Source organism: Cupriavidus necator N-1 (assembly GCF_000219215.1).
GTDB classification, from domain to species: domain Bacteria; phylum Pseudomonadota; class Gammaproteobacteria; order Burkholderiales; family Burkholderiaceae; genus Cupriavidus; species Cupriavidus necator.
In genome coordinates, this window is sequence record NC_015723.1 from 1,900,102 (window position 1) to 1,913,570 (window position 13,469).

Genomic DNA, 13,469 nt, shown 5'->3' on the forward strand with positions numbered 1-13,469 from the left:
CTCCAGCAACTTTGGGGTTAGTTCAGTTCAGCGGTCGCGCTCATCGCGAGGGCGCCATCTTCATGGCGGACCCACAACTCGACGGTCTTGCCGTCCTCGCTGCGCTTGCCGCAGACGAAAATGCGCTGGGGCACGAAGGTCGGCCGCACGCCCCGGAACGAGAAGGTCTTGACCACTGCGTCCGGCAGGTTCGTGCGCACCAGTTCCAGCATCAGCAGTGCCAGCAGCGGGCCGTGGACGATCAGGTCCGGATAGTGCTCGACCGCGGTCACGTACTGCTTGTCGTAATGGATGCGATGGCCGTTGAAGGTCAGCGCGGAGAAGCGGAACAGCAGGACGGGATCGGTCGCCACCTCGTGCACCCATTCTTCGCCCGTCGGCGCCCGCACCGCTTCCGGTGCGGGCGCGTTCGGCGATGCGCTCTCGCGGTAGACGATGTCGTGCTCTTCGGTAACCGCCAGTCCATTGCCGCCGTAGTACTTGTGCTCGACCGTCACAAAGGCGAGCGATCCGCTACGTCCGCTCTTGGCGCTGACATCGAGGATGCGCGACACCTTCGAGGCGGCATCGCCGATGCGCAGCGGCTGGTGGAACCACAGGCGGCCGCCGGCCCACATGCGGCGCGGCAGCGGCACCGGCGGCAGGAAGCCGCCGCGGCTGGCATGGCCATCGGCACCAATCTCGGATTGCCGGTGCAGCGGCAGGAAATAGAGCCAGTGCCAGAGCGGCGCAATGGCATCGCCGCGAACGGGTGCCCGCTGATCGTAGTCCAGGGTCGCCGCGAGCGCCTTGACGGGATATGCCGTGATCTCGTCCTGGCTTTCCGCCGTCCTGCCAATCCATTCCTTCAGCTTCACAACGTCCATCACATCTCTCTAGTCTTGATTGCCTGGCTTCCACTATGCACGCTGCCGCCGCAGCTTCCAATTCGAAAGTTCGGAACGAGCCATTCGCTTGGACGGAAAGCACGTACCCTTCCGGAATGAGGTCAGATGGCGCCTTCCGTGCGCAGCCGCGACACGTCGTCGCCGGTGTAGCCGAGCTCGCGCAGGATGTGCTCGCTGTGCTCACCCAGCGCCGGGATGGCGTCCATGCGCGGCTCGAACGCATTCGGCATGCCGGGCGGCAGCAATGCCGGGATCACGCCCACGGGAGAGCGGACCGATGTCCAGCGCTCGCGTGCCTTGAGTTGCGGGTGGTTCCAGACCTCGCGCATATCGTTCATGCGGGCGTTGGCGATCTGGGCACGCTCCAGCCGCTCGACCACATGGTCGATGTCCAGCGCGGCGAAGGCGTCGGTGATGATCTGCGTCAACTCGACGCGGCTCCTGGCGCGCAGGGAGTTGGTGACGAAGCGCTCGTCGCTCGTCAGCTCCGGCCGTTCCAGCACCACCCGGCAGAAGGCCTCCCACTCGCGCTCATTCTGCAGGCCGAGAATGATGGTCTTGCCATCGCCTGCCGTGAACGGGCCATAGGGGAAGATGGTCGCGTGCGAGGCGCCCGCGCGCGGCGGCGGCGTGGCGCCGTCGAAGGCGTAGTAGAGCGGATAGCTCATCCACTCGACCATGCTTTCCAGCATCGAGACATCGATATGGGCACCCTTGCCCGTCTTGCCGCGCTGCAGCAGCGCCGCCAGGATATTGGTGTAGGCGTACATGCCGGCTGCGATATCCGCGATCGAGCAGCCTGCCTTGGATGGGCTTTCCGGGGTGCCCGTGATCGAGACGAAGCCGGACTCCGCCTGGATCAGCAGGTCGTAGGCCTTCTTGTCCCGATACGGGCCGTCGTTGCCATAGCCAGAGATGTCGCAGACAACGATGCCGGGATAGCGCTGGGACAGCGCTTCATATGACAGCCCAAGCCGGTCGGCGGCGCCCGGCGCCAGGTTCTGCACCAGCACGTCCGCCTTGTCCAGGATCTTCTGCAGGATGGCGGGGGCCTCTTGGTGCTTCAGGTCCAGCGCCAGGCTTTCCTTCGAACGGTTGGTCCAGGCAAAGTGCGAGGACATGCCGTCCACTCTTTCGTCATAGCCGCGGGCAAAGTCGCCGACCTTGGGCCGCTCGATCTTGATCACGCGCGCGCCCAGGTCCGCGAGCTGGCGGGTGCAGAATGGCGCAGCGATTGCATGCTCCAGGGAAACCACGGTAATGCCATCGAGGGGACGCATAGCAGCCTTTTCGGGGGGGGAGGATTGCGTTCGAACTGCCTTGGCGGCAACGAACGACTGAGATTCAGTTGGCGATGCAATTCGCCTCTGAGCAAGTCTCGCAGCGACGCAGGCTTGGGTAAATCTCGTTTTCTCGAAGCAGCCGTTCGTCTGCGCCGAAAACACCGAAGACCTGCCGGTTTGCGACATATTTGACGCCTTGGTAAAGTTCAGGAGAAGGAGCACATATGCATTTCGACTTTGCCGACCTGAGGCTGTTTGCACGCATCGCCGAGGAGGAAAACCTGTCGCGCGGGGCGCGCAAGGCATTTCTGTCGCCCGCCGCAGCCAGCGCGCGGCTCAAGGCGCTGGAGGACCAGCTAGGCACCCGCCTCTTCTATCGCGAGAGCAAGGGCCTGGCCCTGACCCCGGCCGGCGAGCGCCTGCTGCGGCATACCCGGGTGATCGAGCGCCAGTTCGAGCATGTCAAAAGCGAGTTCGAGGAATACGCCAAGGACTCGGTCGGTCATATCCGCATCTTTGCGAACACCACCGCCGTGACGGAGTTCATGCCAGAGGTGCTGGCGCGCTTTATGTCAGAGCGCCCCGCCGTCACCGTCGACCTGCAGGAACGCCTGACGCGGGACATCATCCGCGGCGTGCTGGACGGCAGCGCGGACCTTGGCATCATCTCCGGACCGCTGAACTCGGAAGGGCTGGAGGTCATCCATTTCAGTACGGACAAGCTGGTTCTGGCCACACCGGTCGGCCATCCGCTGACGCAGAAGCCGAACCTCGCTTTTGAAGACACGCTCGACTATGAGCATGTCAGCCTGCATGAAGGCAGCACCCTGCACGCCTTTCTTACCGAGCTGGTCCGCGACCAGCGGCGCAAGCTGCAGATCCGCATCCAGATCCGCAGCTTTGAAGCCATGTGCCGGATGATCGAGGCTGGCGTCGGCATTGGCGTGGTGCCGTTATCGGCCGCGTTGCGCCACCGGCAGACGATGAAGATCGAGATCATCGAGTTGCACGAACCGTGGGCGCTGCGGGAGCGTGCGGTGATCGTGCGGGAACTGGAAGGCCTGCCCGGCTGCGCGAAGGCGCTGATCGACGAACTGATCGAGGTGGCACAGGCAGCGGGCGGGAGCCCTGAGAACGCACTGTCATAACGCGTTTCACCACCCCTCTCCCATAAATGGGAGAGGGGTGAAAACAAGCGGCCCCCGCCACAGGCTTCGGTAAAACACAATCAGCGGATCATGAACGGATTACCCGTAGCCGCTCCCGTATTGATCCACACACTCTTGGTCTGCAGGTACGACTCGATGGCAGCGATGCCGTTTTCACGGCCGAGGCCCGAGTCCTTGTACCCGCCGAACGGCGACATAAAGCTGACCGCGCGATAGGTATTGACCCAGACCGTGCCCGCCTGGATCTTCTCCGACATGCGGAAGGCACGACCGATGTCGGATGTCCAGACCCCCGCTCCAAGCCCATAACAACTGTCATTGGCAATCGCGATGGCGTCGGCTTCGTCCCTGAACTTCAGGATGGACAGCACCGGCCCGAACACCTCCTCCTGCGCGATGCGCATCTTCGGCGAGACCCTGGCAAAGATGGTCGGCTCGACAAACCATCCGTCGCCGCAGGACGCCGGCTTGCCGCCGAGCAGCAGCTCCGCCCCTTCGTCCTGCGCGATCTGGATATACGACAGCACCTTTTCGTATTGCGCGGGCGTGGTGATGGGCCCCACCTGCGTGGAGGCATTCATCGGGTTGCCGAGCTTTGCCGTGCTGGCCAGCGCCAGCAGCTTCTCGACAAAGATATCGTGAATGTCTTCCTGCAGCAGCAGCCGCGAACCGGCGATACAGGTCTGGCCGCTGGCGGCGAAGATGCCGGAGACGGCGCCGTTGACGGCGTCATCCAGGTTGGCATCGTTGAAGACGATGTTCGGCGACTTGCCGCCGAGCTCCAGGCTCACGTGCTTGAACTGCGCCGCACACTGCTGGTTGATCACGCGTCCGGTGGCGTCCGATCCGGTGAAGGTCACCTTCTTGACCAGCGGATGCGTCACCAGCGGCGAGCCCACCTCGACGCCAAACCCGGTCACGACGTTGAAGACGCCCGCGGGAAAGCCGGCTTCCTCGAACAGCAGCGCAAGCTCGAGCGCAGACACCGAAGTGAACTCCGACGGCTTCACCACCACGGTACATCCCGCCGCGAGAGCCGGCGCGATCTTCCACGCCAGCAGCATCAGCGGTGAGTTCCACGGCGTGATGGCCGCCACCACGCCCAGCGGCTCGCGCCGGGTGTAGTTGAAATAGCCCTTCTTGTCGAGCGGAATGACCGTGCCTTCGATCTTGTCGGCCAGCCCGCCGAAGTAATAGAACCACTGCGGCAGGTACTTGAGCTGGGCGCCCATCTCCGCCAGCAGCTTGCCGTTGTCCTGCACTTCGAACTCGGCCAGCCGCTCCGCGTCCCGGGCGATCAGGTCGCCGAGCTTGCGCAGCAAGGCGCCACGCTGCGTCGCCGTCATCTCCGACCACGGCCCCGAGCGGAACGCCTGATCGGCCGCCTGCACGGCGCGATCGATATCTGCTGCGGTGCCGCGGGCCACTTCGGCCCAGGTCTTGCCGGTAAAGGGATTCTGGGTTTCAAACCAGCGACCGTCGCTCGCATTGACGAAGGTGCCGTCGATGAACATTTGATACTGCTTCATGGCGCGATGCTGTCCGTGTTGGTGTTGGCAGATCAGAACGGTGCGAAGCCGAGATGCTCGCGGAAGCGGTTCTTGACAAAGGTGCCATCGCGCGGAGGCAAGGCCCGTTGCGGCTCGTCGGTCGAGATATAGACCTGCGCCACGGTCATGCCCTCGGCCTTCCTGATGGCTTGCGCCAAATTGCCCAGCTCCTCGATATCGGAAATCTCGAGCGTCGTCGGCACGCCGACCGCCTTCGCCACCTGGGCCAGGTTGGTACCCAGGCTGGTGTGGCTTTGCTGCATGCCAGTCTCACCGAAGTGGCCGTTGTCGAGAATCACGATGTTCAGGTTTTTCTGCTGTTGCGCCGCCGCCGTTGCCAGGCTGCCGATGCCCATCAGCTGCTCGCCGTCGCCGGTGATGGCGATCACGGTCTTCTCGGGTTGTGCGATGGCAAGCCCGAGAGCCAGCGAGGTGGAACCGCCCATCGCGCCCCACAGGTAGAAGTTGCCGGGACGGTCGCCAGCGGCGAACACGTCGTACGAAGGCGAACCGAGGCCCGAGACTACGAGCGCGTCAGGAAATTGCTTCAGCAGTTCGGCAACGAACTTGCGGCGGTCGATGCCAGGCTTGGAGGTAGAGGTAGTCATAGGATCAGCGCATCCACTTTTTGCGGCCGATAAGGCTCTGGGACAGGAGAACGGCAACGCGGTTGCCAGCGTCGAAGGCGGAAACCAGGCCGGCGTCGACCAGCTCGGCGGCCTCTTCCGGCGAATTCACGCGATAGACCGTGATGCCCATCAGCTCCAGCGCGCGCTGGGTGGCCAGGCCCATGGGGTTCTGCCAGGGATTGAACTCGGCGTACTCGCCGCGCATGGTCACCAGGGTGAAGAACGGGAACTTGCAGCTCTCCAGCAGCGAGAACATGTTCACGCAGTTGCCGACGCCGCTGCTCTGCATCAGCAGCACGGCGCGTTCCCCGCCCAGCCAGGCGCCGCTGACGACGCCCACGCCTTCCTCTTCCGTGGTCAGCACCACGTCGCGGATTTCGGGGTCGGCCTTGGCGCGTCGGATGACATGCGAGTGGCCGGCGTCGGGCACGTAGGCCACCTGGCGGACGCCGTTCTGTTTAAGGACCTGGAAGATGTCCTCTTGCCAGGCAAGAGGCTCTGAGTTGTTTGTCGTCATAGTGCGCAAGTTAAGAAAGGGGAAAGCGGAGGGACAACGTTTGCTATCATAGAGTTGACTAGCTGGAAGTATGAAATACAATTAATTGATGCCTGCGATCACGAAGTTGAATGCCGGCCAAGGGCCTTTACAGATATGGACATCAAGCAGCTTCGCGCCCTGTTAGCCATCGCCGAGACCGGCAGCGCCACCAAGGCGGCCGAGCTCCTGCGCATCGTGCAGCCGGCGGTTTCCCGGCACGTGCGCCTGCTCGAGGAGGAACTTGGCGTCGAGCTGTTCGAGCGCGAGCGCCATGGCATGGTCCTGACCGACGCCGGCCGCACGCTGGTCGAATACGGCCGCAGGGCGCTGCAGGAACTCGATCGGGCCAAGGCGGAGATCACGCCGGCGTCTGGCGCGATTTCAGGCACTGCGGTCATTGGACTACTCCCAAGCACTTGCGAATTGCTGGCAGCGGAGCTGGTTGCCACGGTGAAGGCCAGGCATCCGCAACTGGTGGTACGCATCAACGTCGGCTACGCGGGAAACCTGCTGCAGTGGCTCGAGGCCGGCGACGTGGAGGTCGCCTTGCTCTACGACACCAAGAGTTCTCCCGGCCTGCACGTCGAAGCACTGCTCGATGAACAGCTCTACCTGGTGGGACCCGCTGGCACCCTTGCGCCAGGCGAGGAACAAACCGTCGAGAGCTTCCGCGACCTGCCGCTGATCCTGCCTAACGCCCCGCACGGGTTACGCAGCGTGGTCGAGCATGCCTGCGCGGTCGCCGGCATCACCCCGGTGGTAGCGGTCGAGACCAACTCGCTGGTGGTTCAGAAAAACCTGGTCGGCAAGGGATTCGGCCACACCGTCCTGCCGAGCTCCGCGATTTCCGAGGAGATGGAGACTGGCGCGCTGGCGGGCGCGCCCATCGTGTCGCCCAACCTGTCGCGCCGCATCGTGCTGGCGCACGCGGCCACCCGCAGGCTGACACCCGCAGCCAGCTTCGTCCGCGCCGAGCTGGTGGCATTGATGAAGCGGCTGGTGCTCGACGGCGCATGGCCCGGTGCATCCTGGATCAGCGCCTGATACGGTGCCAGCGGCAGTTCAGTCCAGTTCGATGTTGGCGGCCTTGATGACCTCGGCCCACCGGCGCGTCTCAGCCTGGACAAACCTGGCCGCCTTGTCCGGGGTGGAATCGACGATGGGCTGCACGCCGATCTTTTCCATGCGCTGACGCACCTCAGAGTCCTTGACCGCCGTCTGCAAGGCAGCGCTCAGCTTTTCAATGACCGGGGCCGGCGTGCCCTTTGGCACCATCACCATGTTCCACAGCGACGTTTCATAGTTCGCGTAGCCCGCTTCCTTCATCGTCGGCACGTCCGGCAGCACGCTGGAACGCGTGGCAGTCGTGACCGCAAGCGCCTTCAGGCGACCGGACTGGATCATGGGCGCAGCCGTCGACACTGCATCGGTAATGAACTGGACGTCGCCGGAAATCACGGACTGGATCGCCTGGCTGGCGCCACGGAACGGAACATGGGTGAGCTTCAGGTGCTCCTGGAACTGCAGCAACTCGACCGCCATATGGACGGCGCTACCCTTCCCTGCGGAACCGTAGCTGTACTTGCCAGGATTCTTCTTGATGTCCTCGACCAGTTCCCTGGCCGTGTTCGCCTTCACCGAAGGATTGACCGCCAGCACCATCGGCACCCCCGCGACCACAGATACCGGCACCAGCGCATTGACGGGGTCATACGGCAGCTTCTTGTAAAGCGTGGCGTTGATGGCGTGGGAACTGGTGCCGAACAACAGCGTGTAGCCGTCCGCCGGGCTCTTGGCGACTACGTCGGTCGCAATGGTGCCGCCGGCACCCGCCTTGTTTTCCACCACGACCGACTGCCCGAGCAAGGCGCCGAGCTTGTTCGCCACGATACGCGCCACCACGTCGGTGCTGCCGCCGGCGGCGAAGCCGACGACCATTCGGACGGGATGGTCAGGGTAAGCAGCCTGGGCGTGCGCGCTGAACGAAATGAGCGCACCGATCCCTACTTGAGCAAGCAAGCGTTTCATGTCTCTTCCAGGTAGATAGTTTTGGTTGGGTGGCGGATTGCGCGTCGACACCCTTTGAAGCGATGGTAGCGAGCAACCGTGGCGACGGTGAAATAGAAAATTCCGCTGCTGCTATCAAGAGGCGGCATGCCTGGGGCTACTACTGCGGTGTTAACCCGAAGCAGCCTCCGCAGGCCCCGCGTAAACGCAAGTACGCCGCGCAGCCATCGCCGCGCGGCGTACATTCAAGGTCCAACGGAACGGAAGCGCTGGCGCGCTACCGGCCGCAGGATGTCAGTCGGCCTCCACCTTCATGGTCTTCAGCAACGGCTGCCACTTGTCGCTTTCCGCCTTGAGCCAGGACCTGAGCCCCTCCGGCGTCTGCTTGTCGAGCGGCACCACCTCTGCACCCAGGTCGTCAAGCCGCCTGGCGACGGCAGGATCTTTCAATGCCTGCTGCAGGGCCTTGGTCAGCCTGGCCGTGACCGCGGGCGGCGTACCCTTGGGCGCATAGATCCCATGCCAGACCTTCATCGAGAAGCCCTTCAGGCCGCCTTCCTGCAGCGTCGGCGCATTGGGCAGCGCCTTGATCCGGCTCGGTGTCGTCACGCCATACAGCTTGACGCGGTTGGCGTTGATATGCGACAGCGTCGAGGTGGTCTGGTCGCACAGCAGGTCCACCTGCCCGCCCAGCAAGGCCGTCAGCGCGGGCCCGGTGCCCTGGTAGGGAACGGAGGTCATCTTGACTTTGACTGCCTCCTCGAACAGCAGGCCGCATAGCTGCGAAACCGCGCCAAGGCCGGCATTGGCCAGCGAGACCTTTTCCTTGTTCTGCTGCACGTACTTGATCAGTTCCGCCGCGTTGGCCGGCGGCAGGTCCTTGCGGCCCAGCAGCGTCATCGGCACATCCGCCACCTGCCCGATGTACTCGAAATCCTTCAGCGGGCTGTAGGAGAGCTTTTTGTACAGCGCCGGCGCCGTCGCCATGCCATTGTGGTGGATCAGAATGGTGTAGCCGTCGGGCTGCGCCCGCGCCACGAATGCGGCCGCCACTGTGCCGCCGGCGCCGAGCTTGTTTTCCACGACAACGCTCTGCCCCAGATCCTTCGACATGGCCTGCCCAAGCGCCCGCGAAACCACATCGGTCGGGCCGCCGGCCGAGAACGGCACCACCAGCGTGATGGGCTTGGACGGATATGCATCCGCTGCCAGCGCCCCAGCGGAAAACGCCAGCCCGAGCGCTCCGCATGTGATCCACTTCATACCGGCCAGCATGGCCTTGCCCGCTTGAACGCACATATCACCGTCTCCATGTCGCCGGCGCGCTGACTTTGTCGCGCCGGTCGGTTTATCAAACAGGGCTAGAGTGCGGGATAGCGGCACCGGAGGACAATCCGGATTTATCGAACGGGCCATACGGCCAGGCCGAACGCACGCCGGCCGATCACCCGGTCTGGAACATCTGCCCGAAGTCGCAGGCCTCCCGGGCCAGCATGGCGATGGGCGACACAAGCTCGCTGCACTGGTCACTCTTGCAGATGGCGGCATCCGCCCGCCACCATGGCGCATCTTCCGGCAGCAGGTCGAAGCCTCATGTTCTGCTCTCCCTAGCCACGCGCCCATGGCGCTGGTCCGCCTGAAATCGCCTGAAATTTTCAACCAATGAAAATATACGGCATTCGTTTGACGCTCTTTCGCTCCGCTCCCTAAGATCTCCCACACAGAGTTTCCCTCAACGAAACCAGATGCGCGCGCACCGCCTCGCGCCCAGGAGACAACCCGATGCAGCGTCATTCCCCCCAGCGGCGTGCCGTAGTTGCGGCGCTCGCCACCCTGCCCGCCTTGTGCGCCTGGTCCGCACCGGCCTGCGCGGCAGAGGCATTTCCTTCACGTACGATCCGGCTGGTGGTGCCCTTCACGCCTGGCGGCACCACTGACATCCTGGCGCGCCTGGTTGCGCAGAAGGCGGGCGAGGCGCTGGGTCAGCAGATCGTGGTCGACAACCGCCCGGGCGCGGGCGGCAACATCGGCGCGGAGGCGGTGGCGCGCAGCGCGGCTGACGGCTATACGCTGCTGATGGGCACGTTGGGCACGCAGGTGACCAACCAGTTCATCTACCCGCGCATGCCGTACGACAGCACCCGGGACTTCGTGCCCGTGACGCTGGTCGCCAACTCGCCCAACGTGCTGCTTGTCAACAGCACGCTGAACGCCAGGTCGGTGGGCGAACTGGTGACGCTGGCCAGGCGCGAGCCGGGCAAGATCAACTATGCCTCCACCAGCACCGGCGGGTCGCCCCACCTGTCAGGCGAGTTGCTGAACATGATGGCAGGCGTCAGCATGCAGCACGTGCCGTACAAAGGGGCCGCTCCCGCCATGACGGACCTGCTCGCGGGCCAGGTCAACCTGATGTTCGACAACCTGCCGTCCGCGCTGGCACAGATCCAGACCGGCAAGGTGACGGCGCTGGCGGTCACCAGTGCCAGGCGGGCCTCGGTGCTGCCTTCCGTGCCGACCGTGCGCGAGTCGGGGCTGCCGGGCTATGAAGTCAATTCCTGGTTCGGGCTGCTCGCTCCGGCCGGCACGCCGCCGGAGCGTGTTCGCCAGCTCCAGCAGGCGGTGGATAAGGTGCTGGCCACGCCCGACGTGCGCAAGCGCATCGAACAGCTTGGCGCCGAGCCGGGCGGCGAAGGCTCCGCCGCGTTCGCGGCGCAGATCAGTAGTGATACGGAAAAATGGTCGCGCGTGATCCAGACCGCCGGCATCAAGGCGCAATGACACGGCTCGGCAGCGCCACCCCCTGACACAGGACAACCATGACCAAGACCCACACCCTTCGTATCGGCTCGGGATCGGGCTGGTGGGGCGACCGCGTGGAGCCGGCCGAGCGTTCGGCGCGCCTGGGCAAGCTCGACTACCTGTGCTTCGAGACCATGGCCGAGGCCACGGTATCCGCCGCGCAGGTGCGCAAGCGGCGCGATGCCGCTTTCGCCGGCTACGACACCTATCTCGACGAGCGCATGCGCGCAGTGCTGCCCCCCTGCATCGCCAACGGCACGCGCATCATCAGCAACCAGGGCTGGATTCATCCGCTGGGCGCAGCCCGGCGCGTGGCCGAACTCTGCGAAGAACTGGGCCTGCCCGGTGTCAGGATCGCCGCGGTCACCACCACGGACCTGACCGGGAGCATCTGCGAGCTGGATCTCACCCTGCTGGAAAGCGGCGCACCGGTGTCCTCGCTGCGTGAAACGCTGATCAGCGCCGAGCCATACGAAGGCGCCGAGCCGATCGTCGCCGCATTGCGTGCGGGCGCGCAGATCGTGATCACCGGGCGCGTGGCCGACCCGTCGCTGTTCCTCGCGCCGATGATCCATCATTTCGGCTGGTCTCCGGACGACGTGACACGGCTTGCGCGCGGCAGCGCCATCGGCCATTTGCTCGAGTGCGGCGCGCAGGTGACGGGGGGATATTTCGGCGATCCCGGCTACAAGGATGTGCCGGAACCATGGAACCTGGCCTTCCCGATCGCCGAGGTGGAAGCCGACGGCAGCGCCGTGATCGGCAAGGTGGACGGCAGCGGCGGGCGCATCGACCTGCAGACGGTCAAGGAGCAGATGTTCTATGAAGTCCACGACCCGCGCCGCTACATCACGCCGGACGTGGTGGTCGACTTCTCGACCGCGGTGCTCGAACAGGTGGGGCCGGACCGCGTGCGCATCAGCGGCGTGAGCGGGCAGCCGCGCACCGATACGCTCAAGGTGTCGCTGGGCTGCACCGAAGGGCATATCGGCGAAGACATGTTCTTCTTCGCGGGGCCGGGTTGCCTGGAAAAGGCCAGGCTGGCCAAACGCATCCTCGAAGCGCGCTTTGCCATGGCAAGGTTGCAGGCGGATGAGGTGCGCATCGACTTCCTCGGCGTCAACGCCGTGCACGGCGCGGCCTCGCCCGAGCCTGCCTGCGAGCCCAACGAGATCGCGGTCCGCGTCGCCGCGCGCACCCGCACGCGCGCGGAAGCCGCCAAGGTCGGCCGCGAGATCGACAGCATGGCGGTCTGCGGCCTGGCCTCCACCGGCAAGCGCGTGCCGCACCAGGACCGCACGCGCGAGATCATCGGCGTCTGGTCGGCGCTGGCGCCGCGCGCGTTGATCACCTCCCAGGTCCACTATCTCTGAGGATTCGCCATGCGTGTACCACTGCGCCGCCTCGCACACAGCCGCTCCGGCGACAAGGGCAATACTTCGAACACGGCAGTCATCGCCTATGCGCCGGAGTTCTACCCGCATATCAAGGCACAGCTGACGGCACCCATGTTCAAGGCGCTGTACGGCACGCTGATCACGGGAGCGGTCACGCGCCATGAAGTGGATGGGCTGCAGGTGCTCAACTTCGTGGCGGAGGGCGCGCTCGGCGGCGGTGTGTCGCGCAGCCTCGCGATCGACAACTACGGCAAGGCGCTGGCCAGCGCCGTACTGCGTTTTGAAGTGGAAATACCTGATGCGTTGGCCGGCCTGCTGCGCGGGCCGGCGCCATAGGCTCGCCGGAGTAGGCGTCAGCCGCCGCCGGACTGGCGCCCCCTGGCACGTCGGCCGTCGGTGCACGCGCCGGCCCGCGGCGGTATCACGGTGCGCGTCCAGGCGCTGGTGATGCGCCGCGCCTCTTGCTTGAGCTTGCGCGCCAGCGCGGCCTCGCGCGAGCGGATGCGCGCACTCAGCGCCGCCACGCTCAAGGCACCGATCGGCCGGCCCTCATAGTCGAGAATCGGTACCGCGATGCCGCCCATCCCGTCAACCACCCAATCAAGAAACAGCACATGCCCGCGCGCGCGGGCGGCCTCGATTTCCGCGGCGATGCACGCCGCATCGAGCCGCGGGTACTTGCCAAGCTTGCGCGTGGTCTGCTGCAGCCGGCGCGCGCGCTCGGGCGCGGGCAGCCATGCCAGCACCGCCAGGCTGCCGGCGCCCACGCCAAGCGGCCGACGCGTGCCGACCGTCACGTAGTTCGCCCGTATCGCATACGTGCCGGGTTCCAGGTCGGTGCACACCGCCTCGCCACGGCTGGCCTCGGTCAGCACGGCGGTATCCTCGAACGCCTCCACCAGCCGTTCCAGTGCCGGACGCGCCAGCTTGCGCAAGTCCACGCGCCGCTGCGCCACGTCTGCCAGCTGGAAGATTTCGGGCCCGATGCCGTAGCGGCGCGCCTGGTCGCGCGTGGCGAAGCCCTCCTGCACCAGCAGGTCAAGCATGCGCGAGGCCGTGGCCGGATCGAGCCCGGTTGCGCGCGCCACGTCGCTCATGCGGCGCACTTCCGGATCGGACAGCGCGCGCAGCACGGCCAGTGCACGCTGGATCGGGGATGGGCGCGATGGCACCTGGCGGGCCCGCTCAGGCAGGCCCGGCGCCAGGGCAG

General features: G+C 65.2%; 13 protein-coding genes. 5 read left to right on the forward strand and 8 right to left on the reverse strand.

Annotation, left to right across the window (positions count from 1 at the left end; genetic code table 11):
- Nucleotides 1-17: 17 nt before the first annotated feature.
- A complete protein-coding gene (locus CNE_RS26700) occupies nt 18-866 on the reverse strand; it encodes an FAS1-like dehydratase domain-containing protein (RefSeq protein WP_013953411.1) in 849 nt (282 codons plus the stop codon).
- A gap of 122 nt (nt 867-988) precedes the next feature.
- Complete coding sequence (locus tag CNE_RS26705) at nt 989-2,167, reverse strand: CaiB/BaiF CoA transferase family protein (RefSeq protein ID WP_041228679.1); 1,179 nt, start codon at nt 2,165-2,167, stop codon at nt 989-991.
- A gap of 227 nt (nt 2,168-2,394) precedes the next feature.
- On the opposite strand from CNE_RS26705, the gene CNE_RS26710 reads away from it, so the two are divergent.
- Nucleotides 2,395-3,318 (forward strand): LysR family transcriptional regulator, encoded by a 924-nt coding sequence (locus tag CNE_RS26710; protein ID WP_013953412.1) that lies wholly within the window; start codon nt 2,395-2,397, stop codon nt 3,316-3,318.
- An 80-nt stretch (nt 3,319-3,398) separates the two neighbouring features.
- On the opposite strand, the gene CNE_RS26715 is transcribed toward CNE_RS26710, so the two are convergent.
- From CNE_RS26715 to CNE_RS26725, 3 genes are read right to left on the reverse strand one after another with little or no spacing between them, the layout of a single operon-like run.
- Entirely contained in the window at nt 3,399-4,868 is a 1,470-nt protein-coding gene (locus CNE_RS26715; RefSeq protein WP_013953414.1) for an aldehyde dehydrogenase, read from the reverse strand.
- Nucleotides 4,869-4,900: 32 nt separating this feature from the next.
- Nucleotides 4,901-5,497 (reverse strand): thiamine pyrophosphate-dependent enzyme, encoded by a 597-nt coding sequence (locus CNE_RS26720; protein WP_013953415.1) that lies wholly within the window; start codon nt 5,495-5,497, stop codon nt 4,901-4,903.
- 4 nt (nt 5,498-5,501) lie between these two features.
- A complete protein-coding gene (locus CNE_RS26725; RefSeq protein WP_013953416.1) occupies nt 5,502-6,035 on the reverse strand; it encodes a thiamine pyrophosphate-binding protein in 534 nt (177 codons plus the stop codon).
- Between the two features lie 135 nt (nt 6,036-6,170).
- Here CNE_RS26725 and CNE_RS26730 point away from each other — a divergent pair, with 135 nt between their 5' ends.
- Nucleotides 6,171-7,100 carry a LysR family transcriptional regulator gene (locus tag CNE_RS26730; RefSeq protein ID WP_013953417.1) on the forward strand — a complete coding sequence of 310 codons (930 nt, stop codon included), beginning with the start codon at nt 6,171-6,173 and terminating at the stop codon, nt 7,098-7,100.
- Nucleotides 7,101-7,118: 18 nt separating this feature from the next.
- On the opposite strand, the gene CNE_RS26735 is transcribed toward CNE_RS26730, so the two are convergent.
- Both CNE_RS26735 and CNE_RS26740 read right to left on the reverse strand, forming a co-directional pair.
- On the reverse strand, nt 7,119-8,084 hold the full coding sequence (locus CNE_RS26735) for a Bug family tripartite tricarboxylate transporter substrate binding protein (RefSeq protein ID WP_013953418.1): 966 nt from the start codon (nt 8,082-8,084) through the stop codon (nt 7,119-7,121).
- 273 nt (nt 8,085-8,357) lie between these two features.
- Nucleotides 8,358-9,362: a tripartite tricarboxylate transporter substrate-binding protein gene (locus CNE_RS26740; protein WP_013953419.1), complete on the reverse strand. Its 1,005-nt coding sequence runs from the start codon at nt 9,360-9,362 to the stop codon at nt 8,358-8,360.
- A gap of 483 nt (nt 9,363-9,845) precedes the next feature.
- On the opposite strand from CNE_RS26740, the gene CNE_RS26745 reads away from it, so the two are divergent.
- From CNE_RS26745 to CNE_RS26755, 3 genes are read left to right on the forward strand one after another with little or no spacing between them, the layout of a single operon-like run.
- Entirely contained in the window at nt 9,846-10,841 is a 996-nt protein-coding gene (locus CNE_RS26745; RefSeq protein WP_013953420.1) for a Bug family tripartite tricarboxylate transporter substrate binding protein, read from the forward strand.
- Between the two features lie 38 nt (nt 10,842-10,879).
- Entirely contained in the window at nt 10,880-12,235 is a 1,356-nt protein-coding gene (locus CNE_RS26750; RefSeq protein ID WP_013953421.1) for an acyclic terpene utilization AtuA family protein, read from the forward strand.
- 9 nt (nt 12,236-12,244) lie between these two features.
- The gene (locus tag CNE_RS26755) at nt 12,245-12,595 is read left to right on the forward strand and encodes an AtuA-related protein (protein ID WP_013953422.1); all 351 of its coding nucleotides are present in this window, start codon (nt 12,245-12,247) and stop codon (nt 12,593-12,595) included.
- A 17-nt stretch (nt 12,596-12,612) separates the two neighbouring features.
- Here CNE_RS26755 and CNE_RS26760 read toward each other — a convergent pair whose 3' ends face one another.
- On the reverse strand, nt 12,613-13,431 hold the full coding sequence (locus CNE_RS26760) for an IclR family transcriptional regulator (RefSeq protein WP_013953423.1): 819 nt from the start codon (nt 13,429-13,431) through the stop codon (nt 12,613-12,615).
- Nucleotides 13,432-13,469 lie beyond the last annotated feature (38 nt).

Bases quoted from the DNA above. Each gene is read 5' to 3' on its own strand.
- CNE_RS26740 (WP_013953419.1), bottom strand. From the start codon at position 9,362: ATGTGCGTTCAAGCGGGCAAGGCCATGCTGGCCGGTATGAAGTGGATC.
- CNE_RS26745 (WP_013953420.1), top strand. From the start codon at position 9,846: ATGCAGCGTCATTCCCCCCAGCGGCGTGCCGTAGTTGCGGCGCTCGCC.
- CNE_RS26735 (WP_013953418.1), bottom strand. From the start codon at position 8,084: ATGAAACGCTTGCTTGCTCAAGTAGGGATCGGTGCGCTCATTTCGTTC.
- CNE_RS26705 (WP_041228679.1), bottom strand. From the start codon at position 2,167: ATGCGTCCCCTCGATGGCATTACCGTGGTTTCCCTGGAGCATGCAATC.
- CNE_RS26725 (WP_013953416.1), bottom strand. From the start codon at position 6,035: ATGACGACAAACAACTCAGAGCCTCTTGCCTGGCAAGAGGACATCTTC.
- CNE_RS26715 (WP_013953414.1), bottom strand. From the start codon at position 4,868: ATGAAGCAGTATCAAATGTTCATCGACGGCACCTTCGTCAATGCGAGC.
- CNE_RS26700 (WP_013953411.1), bottom strand. From the start codon at position 866: ATGGACGTTGTGAAGCTGAAGGAATGGATTGGCAGGACGGCGGAAAGC.
- CNE_RS26730 (WP_013953417.1), top strand. From the start codon at position 6,171: ATGGACATCAAGCAGCTTCGCGCCCTGTTAGCCATCGCCGAGACCGGC.
- CNE_RS26750 (WP_013953421.1), top strand. From the start codon at position 10,880: ATGACCAAGACCCACACCCTTCGTATCGGCTCGGGATCGGGCTGGTGG.
- CNE_RS26755 (WP_013953422.1), top strand. From the start codon at position 12,245: ATGCGTGTACCACTGCGCCGCCTCGCACACAGCCGCTCCGGCGACAAG.
- CNE_RS26710 (WP_013953412.1), top strand. From the start codon at position 2,395: ATGCATTTCGACTTTGCCGACCTGAGGCTGTTTGCACGCATCGCCGAG.
- CNE_RS26720 (WP_013953415.1), bottom strand. From the start codon at position 5,497: ATGACTACCTCTACCTCCAAGCCTGGCATCGACCGCCGCAAGTTCGTT.